The organism is Photobacterium sp. WH24 (assembly GCF_019204055.1).
GTDB lineage: Bacteria > Pseudomonadota > Gammaproteobacteria > Enterobacterales > Vibrionaceae > Photobacterium > Photobacterium arenosum.
Map to the genome: position 1 here is coordinate 230,669 of NZ_JAGSOZ010000003.1, position 21,573 is coordinate 252,241.

The window sequence follows — 21,573 nt, forward strand, 5'->3', positions numbered from 1 at the left end:
CCAAGATAATTAATCACATATTTATCATTTAAGCTTTCCCGGCAAACTTTTAACCCAAAAAAACGGTAATATTAGTTACACCTAATATTTAAGTTTATGGATATGGCCGTCGTTTAAAGATATTGAATTCAAATGTTGTTTCCCTGCCCCATCTTTCACATTTATATGCAACATAATGAAAGATCATGGTGATCAGATTCTGTTCCATCCATTGAGACCACTCATGAAACTAACCCTAAAACAAAAACTCATAGCCGCTAGCTTATCTGCCGTTGTTGTTATGGCTACCGCTCTGACCTGGCTGGCTGCAAGCCAACTTCATGAACAAACCCAAAACAGCATTTTTGACCGGGCTGACAGCCTGAGCAAAACAGCAACCAAAGGGATCAGCGACTGGATTAATATTCGACGTGATATTACCAGTGCCGTCAAACCTTATGTAACCGTTGCAGAACCTGTCCCTTACCTGCAACAGGCCCGAGATGCCGGCAGCTTTGATTTAACCTACTTCGGTACGCCAGCCGGAGACATGGTTCGTTCTAATCCGGAGCGCAACCGCGCTGGCTATGATCCCCGCGTCCGCCCTTGGTACACGGATGCTCAAAAAGCAGATCAACCGATCATTACCACGGCCTATCTGGATGCGATTACCAATGCGCCTATGGTGACACTGGCTGAGCCTGTGAAGCAAAATGGGCAGTTGGTTGCTGTCATCGGCTCTGATGTCCTGATTGATCAGATGATTTCAGATGTGATCAGCATGGATGCCGGTGATAATGCTTATGCAATGCTGCTCAATACTCAGGACAACACATTTTTAGCACACCCAAACAAAACGCTACTGCTTAAATCCATCAACAAATACGATTCGGCATTAAGCATGAGCATCATTCATCAAGCGGTCAGCACCCGAACCCTTGTCAATGAAACCATCAAAGGGAAGGAGAAGCTGCTCTACTTTACCGAAGTCCCTGGTACACCGTGGATTTTAGGTCTGGAACTGGACAAAGCGACGGAAGAAGCCAGCCAGAGCGAGCTGCTGACCCGGCTGATCCTTGCTTCAATCGTGATTACGCTGGCTGTGCTGGCGGCTGTGGCCTGGCTGGTCGGTTACCTGTTTCGTGATCTAGGCCGGGTGTCTGAAGCACTGGCTGAAATTGCGACGGGTGAAGGCGATCTGACCCAGCGTCTGGAGCCACGCAGCGATGACGAAGTCGGCCAGCTGGCCCATAATTTCAACCGTTTTGTCGGCAACATGCACGGCATGGTAATGCGCCTGCGGGATGTCTCTCAGTCACTGAACTCTCAGGCACATCAGACGGCTTCTCAGGCGGAAGAGCGCAGCACCCGCATTCGCCACCAGCAGGATGAAATCAACATGGTTGCGACCGCCATAAACGAAATGGCTGCAGCCACACAGGAAATCGCCGGCAATGCTGATAATACGGCCAAAACATCGGCAGAGACCGTTGAGGCTGCACAGCATGGTGCCGAGCAAGTCGATCAGAGTCAGAGTTCAACTACCAGTCTGGCCAGCGAAGTAGAAACGGCAACAGAGGTCATTAGTGAACTGAATCATCACTCGCAGAGCATCACCACGATTCTGTCAACCATTCAAAACATTGCTGAACAAACAAACCTGCTGGCACTGAATGCCGCGATTGAAGCCGCCCGTGCCGGCGAACAAGGTCGTGGTTTTGCTGTGGTTGCCGATGAAGTGCGCGTGCTGAGCCAGCGTACACATGCCTCGACACAGGAAATTCAGCAAATGATTGAAACTCTGCAAAAAACAACAGGCAGTGCCGTCGGTATTATGAGTGACAGTCGCCGTCTGGCGGAAACCAGTGTGGATGACGCTAATTCCGCTTCAGCCAGCCTGGCACAGATAATTTCTGCGATTACCAATATCAGTGATATGGCAACACAGATTGCATCGGCTGCGGAAGAGCAATCCTCTGTGACATCAGAAATCACCCGGAATACTGAAAGTATCCGGGACGTTTCTAACGATCTGGCTCAGGAAGCGAGTGTCGCAGCACAACAGGCCGCGCAGTTGTCTGAACTGTCGCATGAGCTACAACAGGAAATCAGCCGCTTTAAGCTGTAGTCTGCGACTCAGTTGCTTTCCAAAAAAACACCCCGAATCGGGGTGTTTTTATTTGAGGATACGCCTGCGTTTAGGCGGTTACGGCCTGGCGCTGCTGATGCTTCACAAACACTGCGATCAGCGCACTGGCAGCCAGAAAGAAACAATAATAGGAATGGCTGACAACCGCTAATGGCGACAGCCCAAAGACAGAACCCAGCAACAGCGCCTGCGCACCATAAGGCAGCACACCCTGAATAACGCATGAGAATATATCCAGCAAGCTGGCAGAGCGACGTGGCGTCACTGCATTTTGTTCTGCCAGTTCACGGGCAACGCCGCCTGCGACGATAATAGCCACAGTGTTGTTGGCCGTGCAGACATTGGTCAGGCTGACCAGCCCCGCAATGCCCATTTCGCTCGCTCTTTGCGACTGATCACCGCCTGATTTTTTACTGAAACCGCCGATCAGTTTACTGACTAACAGTGTCAGAAATGCCAGCCCTCCCTGACGACGCATCAGTTCGCTCATACCGCCAATCAGCAGAGATAACAGGAAGATTTCCTGCATGTTGCCAAACCCGGTATAGATATCTTTGCTCCAGCTAGCCAGACTGTAATCAGACACTGACAATAAACCCACACCGCCAGCCAGAATAATGCCCAGGCTCAGTACAACAAAAACATTAACACCGGACACAGCAAGTACCAGAATCGTGATATAGGGCAAGACCTTGAGCCATTCTATGCTGGTGACAGTCGGTGCTTCAGACGGTGAGGAGTGGAAAAGAAACAGCAAGATGGCCGCCAGCGCCGCTGGCAGCGCAATCGCGATGTTCTCGCGGAACTTATCGCGCATCGCACAGCCCTGAGAGCGGGTTGCGGCGATAGTGGTATCAGAGATAATCGACAAATTATCGCCGAACATGGCACCACTGAGCACCACACCGGCTGTCAGAGCGATATCCAGATCGGCCGTATCTGCAATACCCAACGCCACAGGCGCCACCGCTGCAATCGTGCCCATAGAGGTTCCCATTGCCGTGGCAATAAAGGCCGCGATGACAAAAATACCCGGCAATATCAGGCTGGGTGGCAATAAAGATAAACCGAGATTGACGGTAGCATCAACCCCACCCGTTGCTTTAGCCACTGCTGCAAACGCGCCGGCCAGCAAATAAATCATACACATGGCTATGATATCGCTGTGACCCACACCACGCATGAAATCTTCAATGGTTTTATTGAGCGCCTCTTTGCTCAACACAATAGCAATCAGTATTGCAGGCAAAGCCGCAACAGGGGCCGGTAACTGATAGAAGGCAAAATCAACACCCTGCCAGGTCAGGTAGCTGCCTACACCAATAAAGAGAGACAGAAAAACAGCCAAAGGCAGCAGTGCCAGAGCAGAAGGAGACGGTGAGTCTGAAAGTGTGTGTGGTTTGGCGTGCGACATTATCTCTACAGGGTATTATTCCGAATTGGTCGCATAGCCTAAAACTTACATCCAAACGTGTCAACATCCAGACGTCTAAACATCTATATGCAATTAATAGTCAGAATATTTATCCTGCCCCCTGTCACCTGTGCCTTGCCCGTCTAGCTAGCATTCTCGTCCTATGCCTTACATTCATTAAACCACTGATAACAATCAGCAATAAACCAAGATGAGCAAACAGACTGAGCTTTGGTCTGCGATGAGATAGCCAATCACCGCTATGGAAAAGGTGTCGGCTGCATCAGGCCTGCCCCAGATAATGTCCTTTACTTATCATGGTTATCCTCATCGAGGATTAACCTGAGTGACTGATAAAACAACTCAGAAAAATCAACACTGTGGTGTCTGTCATCCGTCATGTGGTTGACTGAAATACGAAGGCGATCGGTGTTTTTTATCGGCTGACATGAAAAAAATGCAGCCAGCTTCTGCCTTAATACTGCCGACTGGCACTCAATCACGACCATGTGGCTGTTATCGGAAGAAATCACTGTTACACCGTTCAGATTGAGCAGGGCCTGGATTCTGGGTGAGATATGGATAAAAGCCTTATTGAAACATTGCGGCGGAGCGGAGGACAGCCGCTTTTCCAGCGCGATTAAATCCAGCAATGAACGAGCTCCTGAGCTGGCTGTTTCCAGCGTACTGCTGAGAACCTGATTTAACGGATGGGAACGTTTAATACCTATCAAAGCAATACCAATATGTAACCCGGCATGCTTATGAAGAGGTGCAAAGAAGACATCAGAGTGTTTAATAAGATCGCTATGGTGCACGGTAGCAAATGTCTGCGCACCATCTACTGCCAGTATTGAATGACCATTCAACTGACTTAAATCCAGAAGATTGCCTGTCACTGGCGACAGATGCGTCACCAGCTGTATCTCAGGACACTCACTGCTCGTATTCATTTCAGAGAACAATTGAAATAAATGATGGTATTGCGGATAGTGCTGCTCACCCTTAGTATCAATATTGATCCCAAGATTATTTAACTGGCAAGCAAATAACAAATTGACCAGACACTCCGTTGTATTGGTAAACATGAATACATCATGCTCAGGGCAATATATGTTTTTCAGTTTTTCCTTAACATCCAATTTCAGTTGGTAATACGTTTTATAGTATGCTTTTCCTTTCAGATCCGCTCTAAACGATTTGACGAGATCCGGGTGTACAGACGAGGAGTCTGACAACATGATTGTCTCAGTCACTTTATTTATGCCCTTCTAAGCGCTGACTGATAATATCAATAATTAGGTCATCATTTCGGCTCAAACGTGACACGTTCATGCTGTTTTCTAATCCAACCAGCTCATCGCCTATGACATAACCTTCAGAAGCATTCGATAACAAAGTAAAATCATTGTCATCATTGCCGAAACAGATAAGGTTAGAGTGCTCGATTCCGCTGACTAAACTCAGTGCTTTGTATTTATCTGTAAAGTAGCAATTCAGCTCTGCGGTATCATCACCATGAAAGTTAAATGCGACCCCATCTCTGATATCTTTATACAGTGGCATGATTTTTTTCTGAATATTCGCTGAGCGACAAGATATTTTTATCACCCCCTGATCCCACCACGGGCTCTCTTTGTCCAGCGTCAGTTTATCTTCATAGGCAAGCATTTCCGGATACAATGACTCGTCACCATGAATCGCAAACTTATCCCCGTACTCCAGAAAGTAGCTCACACCATTTTCTTCCAGGAACTGAACAATGGTATTCACGTCTTGTTGCGACAAACCGGACACAAAAGTCTGCTTCTGTGTTTCATCTAATATGATAGAACCATTACAGCAGATAACAGGGACTTCACTGATCAGATCGCCTAATGCTTTTCTGGCTCCTCTGGGAGCACGGGATGTAGCAAATGCCAAACGGGATGACGGATCTTGTTTGATTTTTTGGAGCGCTGCTTTCATTTTGTTACTGACGACTCCGCCGTCGGCAATCGTGCCGTCAATATCAAACACCAGCATGTTGGGAAGTGCCTTATTGATTTTCTTTGCTGATTGCCTGACTAATCCATCTCTGATCAAAGAAGGAATAACATCAATAGCAAAAATACTGCCCACCGCCATGCCATTTGCCAAGTGTTCTCCATCAACCCAGGCTATCTCTTCAATTTCAGAACATGGCTTTGGCAGACCAAATATTGTCACAGTATCAACATCAATCTCCACCAAGGCATCTTCAAAAGCACTCTTTCGTGTAAAAGTACCCAAATACTCAGCTCTCACCAGGCTTACGCCAAGCTCTTCACCTAACTCCCGCTCAAGGCATTCCTTTTTTGTTTCACCGGCTTCGGGTTTACCCCCTGGAGAGATAAACATATCTGTCCCTTTTTTTCTGACCAGTAATATTTGTCCTGCCCGGCATATAGCCGCAGCATATTTTCTTATCGTTTTCATTTTCAGCGTCACTTTTCGCAAATCAATAAGAGTGCTGTATTAACAACACTCTTAGATGGATAATGCATTGTTAAACATATGGATACAGATGTATCAATACATTCAGGAAGCTTGTCTCAATTCTTGGTAGTTTTTAAGGCTACCTGACAGAAAATGAATGATGTCATCACACAGACTTTCCTTTTCAGCCAAATATTCCAAAATCGTTTCATCGGAAGCAATGGTCGCTGAATCGCCAAAAATCGACACACCTTCCAGTGATTTTGTCGACAGTCCTAATTGCAGTAAACGGTACTTTACTTCATCTTGTGACTGAGCCATATGATAAATAGGGCTGTTATACGTAATACCAAACCGTTTCATATAATCAACGAAATAGTCTTTCGCCACTAAACGTTGCTCTGGAAATTCTTTTTGATATTCAACGATGCCATCGTTGATCACTTCAATACCATTCCTTGTACAATAATCAATAACGTGGGCATGAATCGCCATTTTTTCACCCAGTAATATCAGGTTCTTCTTGTACCTGGCAAAATCGCTTTCAATATTCTCTATCGCAATACTTCTGAAACTACCACTAATATCAACCACTTGATGTGTTACTACCAAATCACCAAATCTGTTTTTTAATTCTTCCACACGTAAAGGCAATAGTTTTCTATGTAGCCCACAACCACTATTGGCAGTAAATAAGTGAACCGGAATGCCGTTTAACATTAAATAACTGGCGGCAAGAGTACTGTCTCTTCCACCGGTAAACATAACGAGTTGCGGGCGTTTCCCGTCTTCATAATTTGTCTTTATATCCATTGTTACATCCTTGTTATATGACCAAAACAACGGATGCTATATTCAACTATGACAATAGTCAACAGAGTGCACTTATTGATAATTAAGACGTTATTTTACCCATTGATAACAATTTAAATATTAAATAACTATAATCATGGAAATCAGATATTTAAACACAAGTTACTTTGCTGTGTTTCATGTCACTAATAAAGCTCCGATAATATATTGTTTCATTTTTACGTTTTTTATCAGATGCAATAGTTGTTACAACTGTAAGCTCATGTTAAACAAAATATTCTCCTTCATCTTATCCTTTCCGTCTTAACACCCGCTGCAAGCACCTCAAAGTGACAAATTTTCAACCAAAAAAGCGTCAATAATCAGTCATGTTAAAAAGTTAAATTTCCATATACAACCGTCGTATAGCTATATAGAATTCTCCGTACTGTTTTTCCTCATTTGTCACATTTTTTGTGCAACGAAAAGTAAAAACATTGATATCAGCTTCTGTTCCATCCATTGAGACTCATCATGAAACTGACCCTAAAACAAAAACTCATAGGAGCCAGCTTATCTGCCGTCGTGGTTATGGCAACCGCGCTGACATGGCTGGCCGCAAACCAACTTTATCAACAGACACAAAACAGCATTTTTAGCCGTGCCGACAGCTTGAGCAAAACAGCGACTAAAGGGATCAGTGACTGGATTGAGATCCGTCGCAGTATCACCAGTGCTATCAAACCTTACCTGGAAACCTCAGATCCTGTGCCATACCTGCAGCAGGCTCGCATTGCCGGTGGCTTTGATGAAATGTATTTCGGCACGTCCGCCGGTGACATGTTCCGCTCCTACCCTGAGCGAAACCGGGCAGGTTACGATCCCCGCCAGCGTCCCTGGTATATAGATGCCAAATCGGCTAACAAACCTATTATTACAACCGCCTATCGTGATGCCATTACTAACGCGTTACTGGTGACTCTGGCTGAGCCTGTCAAAAAGAATGGCCAGCTTGCAGCCGTTATTGGCTCCGATGTACTGATTGATCAACTGATTTCCGATGTGATCAGCCTGGATGCAGGTAAAAATGCCTACGCCATGCTCATCAACACCCAGGATAATACGTTCCTGGCCCACCCTAATCAGTCTTTGCTACTGAAACCTATCAATGGTTACACTGAAGACCTGAGCATCAGCCAGATTCAGCGCTCGGTAAGCAACAGAACGGTATTGAATCAGACGATTCAGGGTGCGGATAAACTGTTGTACTTTGCGCAAGTTCCCGGCACGCCATGGATTCTTGGCCTGGAAATGGACAAGGCCACCGAAGAAGCCAGCCAGAGTCAACTGCTGAGCCGCCTGATCATCACCTCCATCCTTATTACTTTGATCGTTCTGGCAGCTGTTGCCTGGCTGGTCGGATTCCTGTTCCGCGACCTGAGCCGTGTGTCTGATGCACTGGCCGAGATTGCAACGGGTGAAGGTGATCTGACCCAGCGCCTTGAACCACGCAGCGACGACGAAGTCGGCCAACTGGCACATAACTTCAACCGCTTTGTCGGTAACATGCATGGCATGGTAACGCGTCTGCGCGATGTTTCTCACTCGCTGACGTTGCAGGCACATCAAACGGCCTCACAAGCAGAAGAGCGCAGCACTCGAATCCGCCACCAGCAGGATGAAATCAACATGGTGGCAACTGCCATCAATGAAATGGCGGCTGCCACACAGGAAATTGCCGGTAATGCTGATAACACGGCACGTACCTCGACCGAAACGGTTCAGGCGGCAGAGCACGGTGCCGAGCAGGTCGACCAAAGCCAGCATTCTATTACCAATCTGGCCGGCGAAGTGGAAACAGCGACAGACGTCATTGGCGAGCTCAATACCCATGCGCAGAGCATTACCACGATTCTGTCGACCATTCAGAATATTGCTGAACAAACCAACCTGCTGGCGCTCAACGCTGCCATTGAAGCCGCCCGTGCAGGTGAGCAAGGTCGCGGGTTTGCCGTAGTGGCAGATGAAGTGCGGGTACTGAGCCAGCGTACCCATGCTTCTACGCAGGAAATTCAGCAAATGATTGAAACCCTGCAACAAACGACAGGACGTGCTGTCGGCATTATGGGCGACAGTCGCCGTTTAGCTGAAACCAGTGTGGATGATGCCAATGCCGCTTCTGCCAGTCTGGCGCAAATCATCTCGGCAATTACCAATATCAGTGACATGGCAACTCAGATAGCTTCTGCCGCAGAAGAACAGTCTTCTGTGACCTCTGAGATCACGCGTAACACTGAGGGCATCCGGGATGTCTCTAACGAGCTGGCTCAGGAAGCAAGTGAAGCGGCACAGCAGGCTTCTCAGCTGTCAGAGCTGTCTCACGAGCTACAGCAGGAAATCAGCCGCTTTAAGTTATAAGAGCCGTTAAGCGGATAAAATAAATAGAACAAAGAAAACAAAAAAGGGGGTGTCAGTCATGACACCCCCTTTCGTTGTTCTCTGATCGTTTGTCTCAGGTCGTCTCCGGTAGTCACCCTGATCAGGTTCTGCCAGTAACAGCCTTATGCAATGTCGATGGCTTCGAAACTTTTCACCAGATCATCAAGCTGTTTGATCTGAGCAAGGAAGGGCTCCAGCTTATCCATAGGGAATGCAGAAGGGCCATCACAGCGAGCGGCATCCGGGTTGGGGTGCGCTTCCATGAACAGACCGGCGATTCCCGCCGCCATACCTGCACGCGCCAGCGTAACAGTTTGCTCACGGCGACCACCGGAGGCGGCACCCAGTGGATCACGGCACTGCAGTGCGTGGGTGACGTCAAAAATGATCGGACTGCCCTTCGAGGCTTTCTTCATGACATCAAAGCCCAGCATGTCCACGACCAGGTTATCGTAACCGTGCAGCGCACCACGCTCGCAGAGAATAATCTGGTCGTTGTTACATTCAGCAAACTTCTCAACGATATTACCCACCTGACCCGGGCTCATAAACTGAGGTTTCTTCACGTTGATAACGGCACCGGTTTTTGCCATCGCTTCAACCAGATCGGTCTGACGAGCGAGAAATGCCGGCAGCTGAATCACATCCACCACCTCGGCAACAGGCTGGCACTGATATTGTTCATGAATATCAGTGATGATTTTCACGCCAAAGGTATCTTTCAGCTCCTGAAAGATTTTCAGGCCTTCTTCCATACCGGGACCACGATAAGAATGGACCGAAGAACGGTTCGCCTTATCAAAGGAAGCCTTAAATACATAAGGAATGCCCAGTTTTTCCGTTACTTTGACATAGTGCTCACAGATCTGCATCGCAAGATCACGCGACTCCAGCACGTTCATGCCACCAAACAGCACAAAGGCTTTGTCGTTAGCGACATCAATGTCGCCAATACGAACCACTTTCTGTTCCATGATGCTACTCTTCTTCTCTGTCATTTAGTCTGTTCCGCAGGCTATCAGTGAAGGACCTGCGGGTTTGCATTCAAGACTTTCACTTGCAGTTTCAGCAATTCTGCGGCCGGATCTTCCGGACACTGCTCAATAAAATAGGCATAGTCCATAGCAGCGGCATGACTACACTCTAATTGCTGATAAATATAGCCGCGATCGCGAATTTCATGGGGATCACCCGGCCGCAGCGACAGGGCCAGATCGCTGCAGCGTAATGCATCAGCGTATTGCTCTTCTCGCAGCAAAGCACTTTTTAGCACCGTCAGCCATCGTGCCAGCACATCCGTATGGCTGGTGGTGGTGAGATAGCTTTCGCGCCAGGGTGCCAGCGGGCCTTTGTGCCCACGCAGCCAGGCACTGAGTGTCTGGCGGCTGACAAATTCACCGTCAAACGGATTAATAAACTGAGGCTCACTGTTGGGCCAGTCGACACGCAGAATATACTGAGTGGGAAAAGCCACACCGGTGACAGGTAACTCCAGATGCTGAGCCAGATAAATCATAATGGCTCCCAGACTGACCGGAATGCCTTTACGACGCTCAATCACCTTGTCCAGATAGGCATTTTCAGCCGCATAGTACTGATGGCGATCACCACAGAACCCCCACTCGCGGTAAAACAGGCGCAGCAACCCTTCTAATCGCAGATGGGGATTGGTTTCTGACATCAGTGCCGCCTCGACATCTTTTGCCATTTTTTGTAATTGATGGCGTACCCAGGCAACTGGAAAATCCGGCTCCAGATCCACCATGATCTCAATAGCTCCCTCTACCAGTGCAGACGCTTCGAAATCTCTGTCTTCATCTGAGAAATACATGTCTTTACCCCAGCAACGGCATTTTAGTCACCGCCAGTTTGCCGGCCATTGCCAGCCAACCTAAAGCACCGAAAAAAGCAAAGGTTTTAAACACTTTGTTCTTGCCGTATTTCAGCGCGAAAAAGCCAAGCGCAATGTAGGCCAGCACACAGGTCAGCTTTTCATTCAGCCAGCCTGCGCCTGCTGTGAAAGGAGTAAAGCCAGTGTACACCACCAGTGCGACGCCACTCAGCAACAAAAAGGTATCGACCACATGGGGCGTTACTTTCAGGGCTTTTTTCTGCATCAGTGCTGAATCTGCCATCATCAGGCCAAATCGCACTACAAATAACAACACGCTCATGGCGATAATGGTCAGGTGAAAATGTTTTAATGCTATGTACATCTGGTTTTTCTCTTTATCGTTTCCTTCGAATCATGAATGGCCAGACGGCCTCAGACAGACCAGCAGCCTAAGCTTACCCTGTCTTGTCCTGCATAATCCTGAGCGGTTATCACTTGTTGATAACCTAAATTAGAAAAAATGCCCCGTACGGCCTCGCCCTGCTGATAGCCATGCTCCAGCAGTAACCAGCCACCAGGCGTTAAAAATGTCCGGCTTTGTGAACAAATATGACGAATGTCCGCCAGGCCAGCGTCTTCTGCGACCAATGCGGTTCGGGGTTCGAATCGCACATCCCCTCTTGCGAGATGCGGATCGTTGGCATCAATATAAGGGGGATTGCTGACAATAACATCAAAACGTGCATTTTCCGGCAATGGATTAAACCAACTGCCGCATAAAATACGTACATTCTGCAATTGCAACGCACGCCGATTTTCTTCCGCCAGTGCCGCCGCTTCCGGGCGCAAGTCGATGCCAGTGAACTGACAATCCGGGCGCTCAGAGGCCAGAGACAGAGCAATCGCCCCGGTTCCCGTACCTAAATCAAGTACCGACGCCGCTGCAGGCATTTTCTCCAGCGCCGCTTCCACCAGTCGTTCCGTATCCGGACGCGGGATCAAAGTATGGGGCGCCACTTTCAGCGGCAGTGACCAGAACTCACGTTCACCTGTGATATAGGCGACCGGTTCGCCCGATTCACGACGCGCCAGCAGCGCTGAAAACGCAGCGGACTGCTCGTCAGTCAGCACTTTTTCAGGCCAGGTCAGCAGGTAGCTGCGGGGCTTATCCAGCACATGACACAACAAGACCGCAGCATCAAGCTGCGGACTGTCAGAGCCGGCGTTCATCAGTTGCGTTACCGCTTGCTTAAGTGCAACGTCGATGGCGGGATTCATCAGTGCTGATCAGCCATGGCAGCAAGCAAATCCGCCTGGTGTTCCTGCACAACAGGATCAATCAGGCTTTCCAGCTCGCCTTCCATCACTTCGTTCAAGCGATAGAGGGTCAGGTTGATCCTATGATCAGATACCCGGCCTTGCGGATAGTTATAGGTACGAATGCGATCGGAGCGATCGCCAGAGCCCAGCAGGTTACGTCTTGTGCTGGCTTCTTCAGCATGACGCTTCTCTTCCTCGGCCTTGATAATACGGGCCGCCAGCACAGACATGGCTTTCGCTTTGTTTTTGTGCTGCGAGCGCTCATCCTGACACTCAACCACAATGCCGGTTGGCAAGTGGGTAATACGAATGGCAGAATCCGTGGTGTTAACGTGCTGACCACCGGCACCGGAGGCGCGGAAAGTATCAATTTTCAAATCACCGGCATTAATTTCCGGGATTTCCGCTTCCGGGATTTCAGGTAAAATTGCCACAGTACAGGCAGAAGTATGAACACGGCCCTGGGATTCCGTCGCGGGAACACGTTGAACACGATGTCCGCCTGACTCAAATTTCAGAATACCGTAAGCTCCTTCCCCGCTGATCTTGGCGATCATTTCTTTATAGCCACCGTGTTCAGCCTGATTCGAGCTCATCACTTCCACCCGCCAGCGGCGGCTTTCAGCAAATTTGCTGTACATGCGGAACAAATCACCGGCGAAAATACCGGCTTCATCACCGCCAGCACCGGCGCGGATTTCGATGAAACAGTTGCGCTCGTCATTGGGATCTTTGGGCAGCAGCAAAACCTGCAACTCGTCTTCCAGACGCTCGATAGTCTCTTTCGCCTGCTTGATTTCTTCCTGCGCCATTTCGCGCAATTCAGGATCCTCTTCCCCGGCCATTTCTTCCGCGGTTTCCAGATCAGTCAGCACCTGCTGGTAAGCACGAAAACACTGACTCACTTCCTCTAGCTGCGAATATTCACGAGACAAAGCCCGGAATTTATCCTGATTGGCAATGATAGTGGCATCACCCAGCAAATGCTGCACTTCCTCGTGGCGTTCAACCAGGGATTCTAATTTCGCTAAAATGGACGGTTTCATCATGTGTACAACATCAGATCCTAACAAGGATCCGCCTTAAACCGGTTCGGCAAGGCGCGATCATAAAAATTAATGCATGTGAAAAACGCTGAGTCAGTCAGCCGACTGGTCTTTCAATGCACCTAAGCCAAGCGTTTCACGAATAAGGGCCAGTTTTTCAGGCTCGCCATCATGGGCGGCTTGCTGCATGGCCTTGGTCGGCGCATGAATGAGCTTATTCGTCAAACGGTTGCTGAGCTCTGCCAGCACTTTTTCCGGTGCACTGCCGTTAGCCAGCGCTTGCAGGCTGCGGCTCAGTAAATCATTTTTAATGTCATCGGCGTAACAACGGTACTGGCGGATACTGTCTACCGCTTCCAGTGAGCGTAACCAGCGCATGAATGCGGCACTTTCTTCACTGACTATCGCTTCTGCCTGGATCGCCGCCACTTTTCGCTGCTCGCGATTGCGTTCAACAATACTTTCCAAATCGTCCACTGAATATAAATAGGCATCATCAAGCTCACCGACCTCAGCTTCGATATCCCTGGGTACAGCAATATCGACCAGCAACATGGGTTGATGACGGCGCTTTTTCAGCGCTTTCTCAACCATTCCTTTGCCCACAATCGGCAGAGGACTCGCCGTTGCACTGATAATGATATCTGCATTATGAATATGGTCCGGAATCTCCGGCAAACTAATAACTTCAGCGCCAAATTCATCAGCCAGCACCTGAGCACGCTCCGGGGTGCGGTTAGCTATCATCAGACTGCGGCAACCGTGTTCAACCATGTGCCGGGCTACCAGCTCTGTGGTCTCACCGGCACCGATAAGCAGCACTCTTGCCTCGCTCATCGACTCAAAAATCTGTTTGGCCAGGGTGCAGGCGGCAAAGGCAACCGACACCGCATTGCCACCGATATCCGTTTCGGTTCTGACGCGCTTTGCCACTGAAAAGGCTTTCTGGAACAGTTTCTCCAGCATGCCATCCATAGTGTCATGGTCGCGGGATTCAGAATAGGACTGCTTGACCTGTCCCAGAATCTGCGGCTCACCTAACACCAGTGAATCCAGACCACATGCCACCCGCATCAAGTGACGCACCGCGGCCTGTTCTTCGTGGAAATAGAGGCTGGACATCAGCTCTTCCGCTGACAGATTATGAAAGCGGCTGAACCAATCAATCATCACACCTGGCCCGCTGTGACTGACATCACAATAGATCTCAGTACGGTTGCAGGTAGAGACGATCACACCACTGTTGACTTCCGGATGCTGAGCCAGAGTCTGCAAGGCTTCGGTCAGTTTTTCCGGCGAAAAGGCAACACGCTCGCGCAGGTCTACAGACGCTGTTTTGTGATTGATTCCTAATGCAAGCAAGGTCATGGAGATGGTGTTACCTACTACCCGATGATAAAGATCCAGCAGGTCATTTTACTTGATGACCCTGCGTAATAAAAGGATATGACTCGATTCTGTCTGCCAGCGCATCATTTTATCGCGCTGACGTCAAAACAAATCCTGACTTTACAGACAAATACCGGAAATGTCATGAATCAGTTTGCTTCCCCTTACTGATTCCGCCGTTCGTTCATGAAAGAGATTTCATCAGACAAGTCATGCTATTATTCTTTTACTTTCACATTATTCACTTACCTGTCGAATAAGGACATGTTATGCGAATGGCGTTTGCGCCTCTTTTTCTGTTCTCGTTTCAGTTACCGCCTATCTTGGCGCGAAAATGTCAGCAGCATAAAACACAACTTCTGGCCTTGCTGGCTCTGTGGGTAGCAGGCTGTACCACGACGCCGCACACGGGTAAAGTCACCGACTGGAACAGCCACAGGCAAGCATTGTCCGCAGTCACTGCCTATCAGGCAACAGGCAAGCTGGGCTACATCAGCCCGGCGCAACGTTTCAGTGCTAACCTGAACTGGAAAACCGATCCTGGTGCCGATCATCTGCTGCTGACTAACTTTCTCGGCACCACATTGCTGAAACTGGACACCCAACCCGGACGTGCGGTGCTGATTGATAATGAAGGCCAACGCCATCAGGGCAGCGATGCGGCTCAGCTGGTCTTATCTCTGACCAATATTGCCTTACCCGTTAACCAGATGCGGGACTGGCTGCTCGGCCTGCCAACAGGCGCAGATACCTATCAGTTAAATGCAGAAAACCGCGTGGCTTACTTAGTCAAACAAGTGGGCAATCAGCGATGGCAACTGGACTATAACGCCTATGATGAAACAACGTCGCCCGCTTTGCCTTCCCGGTTAGTCCTTTCGCAAGGCAAACAGCGAGTTACCCTGATAATCAACCGTTGGCAAACCCAAAAATAATTGACGCGCATTCAAAAAATGATCACACACACTACAAGCTGGCCAGCACCCGCTAAACTTAATCTGTTTCTCTACATCACAGGGCAACGTCCGGACGGTTATCATGAACTGCAAACCCTGTTTCAGTTTTTAGATTACGGTGATACCTTGACCATAACGGCGCGAGCCGACAATCAGATAACCCTGAGTCCGGCTATCGAAGGCGTACCATTAGCGCAAAATCTGATTTACCGCGCCGCAGATGCCCTGCGCAAAAAAGCCGGTCTGCAGGCCGGAGCAGATATCAACATCCAAAAGATTTTACCTATGGGTGGTGGTCTGGGCGGCGGTTCATCGAATGCGGCGACAACTTTGGTCGCATTAAACTATTTGTGGCAAACCGGACTAAGCGCTGACGAGTTGGCCGAGATTGGCTTGGCGCTGGGGGCAGATGTGCCCGTGTTTGTCCGTGGTTTTAGTGCCTTTGCCGAAGGGATCGGCGAAAAGCTTCAACCCGCTCAACCAGAAGAGAAATGGTATCTGGTCGCCAAGCCTGATGTTGCCATTGCAACCGCAGATATCTTCACTGCGACGGACTTAACCCGAAACACACCAATACGGCCTTTATCTGTGTTATTAGCCGGCAATTACGAAAACGATTGCGAAAAAATAGTCAGAAGAATTTACCCTGAGGTTGATAAGGCGCTTTCGTGGCTGTTAGAATACGCGCCGTCGAGATTGACCGGCACTGGCGCTTGTGTTTTTGCTGAATTTAGCTCTCAGCAAGCGGCTACTGCAACCCTGAAAAAATTACCCGACTGGCTCCAAGGTTTTGTCGCCAAAGGGGTGAATCATTCACCTTTGATGACCGCCCTGAGCGGACATACTGCGGAAAGTCAGTAAATACAACTTGGACGCAATTGAGGTTTACCCCGTGCCTGATATGAAGCTGTTTGCTGGTAACGCTACACCAGAGCTAGCCCAACGCATCGCTGACCGTCTTTACATTTCACTTGGAGACGCGACAGTGAACCGTTTCTCCGATGGTGAAGTCTGTGTTCAGATTAATGAAAACGTTCGCGGCAGCGACGTCTTTATCATTCAATCGACTTGCGCCCCAACCAACGATAACCTGATCGAACTGGTCGTTATGATCGACGCACTGCGCCGCGCTTCTGCTGGTCGTATCACAGCGGTTATCCCTTACTTTGGCTATGCCCGCCAAGACCGTCGCGTCCGTTCTGCTCGTGTGCCTATTACAGCGAAAGTTGTTGCTGATTTCCTGTCCAATGTGGGGGTTGACCGTGTGCTGACTGTCGAGCTGCATGCCGAGCAAATCCAGGGCTTCTTTGATGTGCCGGTAGACAACATCTTTGGTTCGCCCGTTCTGCTGGAAGACATGCTGGCAAAAGAGCTGCAAGATCCAGTCGTCGTTTCTCCAGACATCGGTGGTGTAGTCCGTGCTCGTGCAACGGCCAAACTGATGGATGACACAGATATTGCTATCATCGACAAGCGTCGCCCACGCGCCAATGTGTCACAGGTTATGCACCTGATTGGCGATGTTGAAGGCCGTGACTGCATCATTGTTGATGACATGATCGATACCGGCGGCACCCTGTGTAAAGCTGCCGAAGCACTGAAAGAGCGTGGTGCTAAACGTGTATTCGCTTACGCAACGCATCCGGTATTCTCAGGCAACGCGCCGGAAAATATCAAAAACTCTGTGATTGATGAAGTGATCGTCACTGACTCTATCCCACTGTCTCAGGCAATGCTGGATACAGGCAAAGTCTCTGTTCTTACTCTGTCAGGCATGCTGGCTGAAGCCATTCGCCGCATCAGCAATGAAGAGTCTATCTCTGCGATGTTCGAGCACTGATAGCTCAGTAAACGCGATGACAGTCAACACGCCCCGCCCTGTGCGGGGCGTGTTTGTTTTTATTTATCTCTGCAGCAGTGTTAACATAGCGCGCGATTTGATCCCGATGACATAGAGAGACCAGCGTGAGTCAAAAAATCCGTTTACTGGTTGGCCTGGCAAATCCAGGTCCGGAATATGCCAAAACACGCCACAATGCGGGGGCCTGGGTCGTGGAAGAGTTGGCACGGATCCACAACATCAGCCTCAAAAACGATCCCAAATATTTTGGTTTAACCGGCAGGATCCAGCTGAATGGTGATGATCTGCGTTTACTGATCCCCACCACCTTTATGAACCTGTCTGGTAAATCCGTTTCGGCACTGGCGAATTTTTTTCAGATCACCCCGGAAGAAATTCTGGTCGCCCATGATGAGCTGGATCTGCCCCCAGGCGTCGCCAAGTTCAAACAAGGCGGCGGTCACGGTGGCCATAACGGGTTAAGGGATATCATCAGCAAACTGAGTAACAACAAAAGCTTTTACCGTCTTCGGGTGGGCATTGGTCATCCCGGCGACAAAAATAAAGTGACTGGCTTCGTATTGGGTAAAGCCCCCGCCAGCGAACAATCTCAGATTGACGCTGCAGTAGACGAATCCGTTCGCTGTCTTGATATCTGGCTGAAAGACGGCCTGACCAAGGCGCAAAACCGGCTACATTCATTCAAAGCCGAATAAGTTAATACAGACTTTTTCATCATCCCGCACTATGCCGGATGCCGGAAACATCACTAAAGGGTTTCAAGCCATGGGTTTTAAATGTGGTATCGTGGGCCTGCCGAACGTAGGTAAATCCACACTTTTCAATGCGTTGACAAAAGCGGGTATCGAAGCCGCTAACTTCCCGTTCTGTACTATTGAGCCGAACACGGGTGTGGTTCCTGTACCGGATCTGCGTCTGGATAAGCTGGCTGCCATCGTCAACCCGGAACGTATCCTGCCTACCACTATGGAATTCGTGGATATCGCCGGTCTGGTTGCCGGTGCATCCAAAGGTGAAGGTCTGGGTAACAAATTCCTGGCCAATATCCGTGAAACCGATGCGATTGGCCACGTTGTTCGCTGCTTCGAAAACGACAATATCGTGCACGTTGCGGGCAAGATCAACCCATTAGCAGACATCGAAATCATCAATTTGGAACTGGCTCTGGCAGATCTGGACACCTGTGAGCGTGCCATTCAGCGCCAGGCCAAACGCGCCAAAGGCGGTGATAAAGAAGCGAAATTCGAAATCACAGTGCTGGAAAAAATGCTGCCAACACTGACTGAAGGCGGCATGGCACGTTCAGTCGAGCTGGCCAAAGAAGAAAAAGCCGCGATTGATTACCTGAACTTCCTGACTCTGAAACCGACCATGTATATCGCGAACGTCAGCGAAGACGGTTTTGAAGGCAATCCGTTCTTGGATATGGTGACTGAGCACGCCAGCAAAGAAAACGCCGTTGTTGTGCCAGTCTGTGCGGCTATCGAGTCTGAAATTGCTGAACTGGATGATGCGGATCGTGAAGAGTTTCTGGCAGATCTGGGCATTGAAGAGCCGGGCCTGAACCGTGTTATCCGATCGGGCTACGAACTGCTGAATCTGCAGACTTACTTCACGGCAGGTGTCAAAGAAGTTCGCGCCTGGACTATCCCTATTGGTGCAACCGCACCTCAGGCTGCCGGTAAGATCCACACCGACTTTGAAAAAGGCTTTATCCGTGCCGAAGTGGTCGGTTATGAGCACTTCATCGAGTTTAACGGTGAAAACGGCGCGAAAGAAGCCGGTAAGTGGCGTCTGGAAGGTAAAGATTACATCGTTAAAGATGGCGACGTCGTCCACTTCCGCTTCAATGTATAACTTGAAGTCAAAACCTCTGCAAAACATCTGATAAAGGGCCGGCTTCTGCCGGCTTTTTTATTTTCACTGTCCCGCTTACTTCTTTTTTACCCTTGAAATCACACATCTAGCATGGCATTCGGCCATTTCGTCCAAATAACCATCGAACAGGCAGATTTTACGGGGATAATTAAAAAAACTATTGACGCTCAAAGCTGGTATACGCATAATGCGCCCCGTTCCCGAGACAGCAACCCTGTATTGGACAGCGCCTGCGCTGGCTGTTTCGGACACGTTGGCTACGTAGCTCAGTTGGTTAGAGCACATCACTCATAATGATGGGGTCACAGGTTCGAATCCCGTCGTAGCCACCATATCACCACTTGAAATGGTGATAAAAAACAGTAAGATGCGGAAGTGGCGAAATTGGTAGACGCACCAGATTTAGGTTCTGGCGCCGCAAGGTGTGAGAGTTCAAGTCTCTCCTTCCGCACCATTTTAGGGCTATCGCCAAGCGGTAAGGCAGCGGCTTTTGATGCCGCCATCCCCTGGTTCGAATCCAGGTAGCCCTGCCATCTTACTCAGCGTGGACATGTTTGTCGGCGTTATAAAAATTGAATGGCTACGTAGCTCAGTTGGTTAGAGCACATCACTCATAATGATGGGGTCACAGGTTCAAATCCCGTCGTAGCCACCATAAATTCATCATTCGACGATGAATGGTTCACCCAGCGTATTGCGGTGGTGGCGGAATTGGTAGACGCGCTAGCTTCAGGTGCTAGTGCCCGCAAGGGCGTGAGAGTTCAAGTCTCTCCCTCCGCACCAATCTCTGAGGTGAACAGTTAAGAAGTGGACAAGTAACCATTTCTTGCTTGAATTGCACAATTCTTTGTGACATTCTGCAGGGCTATCGCCAAGCGGTAAGGCAGCGGCTTTTGATGCCGCCATCCCCTGGTTCGAATCCAGGTAGCCCTGCCACATTACTTGACGTAGGCAACGCCGGCGTTTAACACAAAGTGGCTACGTAGCTCAGTTGGTTAGAGCACATCACTCATAATGATGGGGTCACAGGTTCAAATCCCGTCGTAGCCACCAATCTCACAACAATGTGAGAAAAAGATGTCATTCCACGCGGTGGTGGCGGAATTGGTAGACGCGCTAGCTTCAGGTGCTAGTGTCCGCAAGGACGTGAGAGTTCAAGTCTCTCCCTCCGCACCAATGACATCCTTGCCTTGACAGGCAGACAATTTGCGGAAGTGGCGAAATTGGTAGACGCACCAGATTTAGGTTCTGGCGCCGCAAGGTGTGAGAGTTCAAGTCTCTCCTTCCGCACCATTTAGGGCTATCGCCAAGCGGTAAGGCAGCGGCTTTTGATGCCGCCATCCCCTGGTTCGAATCCAGGTAGCCCTGCCATGTTTCAGGTTTCGATAAATGTGTCGGAATCTCCCCTGTAACAAGGGACCCGGGTGAATTTCACCCTGAAAGAAAAGTCACACATGCGGTGGTGGCGGAATTGGTAGACGCGCTAGCTTCAGGTGCTAGTGTCCGCAAGGACGTGAGAGTTCAAGTCTCTCCCTCCGCACCAGTGACTTTTCAGATGTTTACACATCATACAATTTGCGGAAGTGGCGAAATTGGTAGACGCACCAGATTTAGGTTCTGGCGCCGCAAGGTGTGAGAGTTCAAGTCTCTCCTTCCGCACCATTTTAGGGCTATCGCCAAGCGGTAAGGCAGCGGCTTTTGATGCCGCCATTCCCTGGTTCGAATCCAGGTAGCCCTGCCATATTTTACAGTATGGGTGTCAGCCGGTGCTGTGATACAGAGTTATATTGCAAACGAAATACCATGTGCGGTGGTGGCGGAATTGGTAGACGCGCTAGCTTCAGGTGCTAGTGTCCGCAAGGACGTGAGAGTTCAAGTCTCTCCCTCCGCACCAACTTTTTAGTTGTGAGTGAAAGTTAACACAACTTAGATCTGAAAAGATCACCAGCAGGGCTATCGCCAAGCGGTAAGGCAGCGGCTTTTGATGCCGCCATTCCCTGGTTCGAATCCAGGTAGCCCTGCCATTAACAACACGCTGTTTAATTAGCGTTTTGAAAAT

General features: G+C 49.3%; 16 protein-coding genes, 15 tRNA genes and 2 pseudogenes. 23 read left to right on the forward strand and 10 right to left on the reverse strand.

Annotation, left to right across the window (positions count from 1 at the left end):
* Positions 1-223: 223 nt before the first annotated feature.
* A complete protein-coding gene (locus tag KCG43_RS05860) occupies positions 224-2,107 on the forward strand; it encodes a methyl-accepting chemotaxis protein (protein WP_218383838.1) in 1,884 nt (627 codons plus the stop codon).
* A 70-nt stretch (positions 2,108-2,177) separates the two neighbouring features.
* Here the strand turns inward: KCG43_RS05860 and KCG43_RS05865 are convergent, their stop codons facing one another.
* The 4 genes from KCG43_RS05865 to KCG43_RS05880 form a co-directional block, all read right to left on the reverse strand.
* Entirely contained in the window at positions 2,178-3,542 is a 1,365-nt protein-coding gene (locus tag KCG43_RS05865) for a Na+/H+ antiporter NhaC family protein (RefSeq protein ID WP_192014608.1), read from the reverse strand.
* Between the two features lie 308 nt (positions 3,543-3,850).
* A complete protein-coding gene (locus KCG43_RS05870) occupies positions 3,851-4,783 on the reverse strand; it encodes a DUF6024 family protein (RefSeq protein ID WP_255557881.1) in 933 nt (310 codons plus the stop codon).
* Positions 4,784-4,799: 16 nt separating this feature from the next.
* Complete coding sequence (locus tag KCG43_RS05875; protein WP_192014606.1) at positions 4,800-5,999, reverse strand: HAD hydrolase family protein; 1,200 nt, start codon at positions 5,997-5,999, stop codon at positions 4,800-4,802.
* A gap of 102 nt (positions 6,000-6,101) precedes the next feature.
* Complete coding sequence (locus tag KCG43_RS05880; RefSeq protein WP_218383842.1) at positions 6,102-6,812, reverse strand: hypothetical protein; 711 nt, start codon at positions 6,810-6,812, stop codon at positions 6,102-6,104.
* Positions 6,813-7,382: 570 nt separating this feature from the next.
* Here KCG43_RS05880 and KCG43_RS21500 point away from each other — a divergent pair.
* Both KCG43_RS21500 and KCG43_RS21505 read left to right on the forward strand, forming a co-directional pair.
* A pseudogene (locus KCG43_RS21500) lies at positions 7,383-8,036 on the forward strand (cache domain-containing protein); the annotation flags it as partial.
* Positions 8,031-9,209: pseudogene (locus KCG43_RS21505) on the forward strand (methyl-accepting chemotaxis protein); the annotation flags it as partial. The pseudogenes KCG43_RS21500 and KCG43_RS21505, both read left to right, overlap by 6 nt.
* A 143-nt stretch (positions 9,210-9,352) precedes the next feature.
* On the opposite strand, the gene kdsA reads toward KCG43_RS21505, so the two are convergent.
* From kdsA to hemA, 6 genes are all read right to left on the reverse strand, one after another.
* A complete protein-coding gene (gene kdsA, locus KCG43_RS05890; RefSeq protein ID WP_218383897.1) occupies positions 9,353-10,204 on the reverse strand; it encodes a 3-deoxy-8-phosphooctulonate synthase in 852 nt (283 codons plus the stop codon).
* Positions 10,205-10,248: 44 nt separating this feature from the next.
* Positions 10,249-11,061, reverse strand: a complete 813-nt coding sequence (locus KCG43_RS05895) for a SirB1 family protein (protein WP_046221536.1) — start codon at positions 11,059-11,061, stop codon at positions 10,249-10,251.
* 4 nt (positions 11,062-11,065) lie between these two features.
* On the reverse strand, positions 11,066-11,446 hold the full coding sequence (locus KCG43_RS05900; RefSeq protein ID WP_192014604.1) for a SirB2 family protein: 381 nt from the start codon (positions 11,444-11,446) through the stop codon (positions 11,066-11,068).
* Between the two features lie 50 nt (positions 11,447-11,496).
* Positions 11,497-12,342, reverse strand: a complete 846-nt coding sequence (gene prmC / locus KCG43_RS05905) for a peptide chain release factor N(5)-glutamine methyltransferase (protein ID WP_218383846.1) — start codon at positions 12,340-12,342, stop codon at positions 11,497-11,499.
* A complete protein-coding gene (prfA, locus tag KCG43_RS05910; protein ID WP_192015032.1) occupies positions 12,342-13,430 on the reverse strand; it encodes a peptide chain release factor 1 in 1,089 nt (362 codons plus the stop codon). Before prfA ends, prmC begins: the two co-directional genes overlap by 1 nt.
* A 93-nt stretch (positions 13,431-13,523) precedes the next feature.
* Positions 13,524-14,798 (reverse strand): glutamyl-tRNA reductase, encoded by a 1,275-nt coding sequence (gene hemA / locus KCG43_RS05915; protein WP_192014602.1) that lies wholly within the window; start codon positions 14,796-14,798, stop codon positions 13,524-13,526.
* Positions 14,799-15,088: 290 nt separating this feature from the next.
* Here hemA and lolB point away from each other — a divergent pair, with 290 nt between their 5' ends.
* The 20 genes from lolB (at position 15,089) to KCG43_RS06015 (ending at position 21,538) form a co-directional block, all read left to right on the forward strand.
* Positions 15,089-15,754 (forward strand): lipoprotein insertase outer membrane protein LolB, encoded by a 666-nt coding sequence (gene lolB / locus KCG43_RS05920; protein ID WP_225445033.1) that lies wholly within the window; start codon positions 15,089-15,091, stop codon positions 15,752-15,754.
* Between the two features lie 18 nt (positions 15,755-15,772).
* The gene (ispE, locus tag KCG43_RS05925; protein ID WP_218383849.1) at positions 15,773-16,636 is read left to right on the forward strand and encodes a 4-(cytidine 5'-diphospho)-2-C-methyl-D-erythritol kinase; all 864 of its coding nucleotides are present in this window, start codon (positions 15,773-15,775) and stop codon (positions 16,634-16,636) included.
* 31 nt (positions 16,637-16,667) lie between these two features.
* Complete coding sequence (locus tag KCG43_RS05930) at positions 16,668-17,615, forward strand: ribose-phosphate pyrophosphokinase (RefSeq protein WP_218383851.1); 948 nt, start codon at positions 16,668-16,670, stop codon at positions 17,613-17,615.
* A 125-nt stretch (positions 17,616-17,740) separates the two neighbouring features.
* A complete protein-coding gene (gene pth / locus KCG43_RS05935) occupies positions 17,741-18,331 on the forward strand; it encodes an aminoacyl-tRNA hydrolase (RefSeq protein WP_192014600.1) in 591 nt (196 codons plus the stop codon).
* Between the two features lie 70 nt (positions 18,332-18,401).
* Positions 18,402-19,493, forward strand: coding sequence for a redox-regulated ATPase YchF (ychF, locus tag KCG43_RS05940; RefSeq protein ID WP_192014599.1), 1,092 nt, complete (start codon positions 18,402-18,404; stop codon positions 19,491-19,493).
* Positions 19,494-19,769: 276 nt separating this feature from the next.
* Positions 19,770-19,846, forward strand: a tRNA-Met gene (locus KCG43_RS05945).
* 37 nt (positions 19,847-19,883) lie between these two features.
* A tRNA-Leu gene (locus KCG43_RS05950) sits at positions 19,884-19,968 on the forward strand.
* A 4-nt stretch (positions 19,969-19,972) separates the two neighbouring features.
* A tRNA-Gln gene (locus KCG43_RS05955) sits at positions 19,973-20,047 on the forward strand.
* 45 nt (positions 20,048-20,092) lie between these two features.
* Positions 20,093-20,169: transfer RNA gene (locus KCG43_RS05960), tRNA-Met, on the forward strand.
* A 41-nt stretch (positions 20,170-20,210) separates the two neighbouring features.
* Positions 20,211-20,297, forward strand: a tRNA-Leu gene (locus KCG43_RS05965).
* A gap of 78 nt (positions 20,298-20,375) precedes the next feature.
* Positions 20,376-20,450, forward strand: a tRNA-Gln gene (locus KCG43_RS05970).
* Between the two features lie 40 nt (positions 20,451-20,490).
* Positions 20,491-20,567 (forward strand) — tRNA-Met (locus KCG43_RS05975).
* A 36-nt stretch (positions 20,568-20,603) separates the two neighbouring features.
* Positions 20,604-20,690, forward strand: a tRNA-Leu gene (locus KCG43_RS05980).
* Positions 20,691-20,722: 32 nt separating this feature from the next.
* Positions 20,723-20,807: transfer RNA gene (locus tag KCG43_RS05985), tRNA-Leu, on the forward strand.
* Between the two features lie 3 nt (positions 20,808-20,810).
* Positions 20,811-20,885 (forward strand) — tRNA-Gln (locus KCG43_RS05990).
* A gap of 85 nt (positions 20,886-20,970) precedes the next feature.
* Positions 20,971-21,057: transfer RNA gene (locus KCG43_RS05995), tRNA-Leu, on the forward strand.
* A gap of 34 nt (positions 21,058-21,091) precedes the next feature.
* Positions 21,092-21,176 (forward strand) — tRNA-Leu (locus KCG43_RS06000).
* A gap of 4 nt (positions 21,177-21,180) precedes the next feature.
* Positions 21,181-21,255, forward strand: a tRNA-Gln gene (locus tag KCG43_RS06005).
* Between the two features lie 66 nt (positions 21,256-21,321).
* A tRNA-Leu gene (locus KCG43_RS06010) sits at positions 21,322-21,408 on the forward strand.
* 55 nt (positions 21,409-21,463) lie between these two features.
* Positions 21,464-21,538, forward strand: a tRNA-Gln gene (locus KCG43_RS06015).
* Positions 21,539-21,573 lie beyond the last annotated feature (35 nt).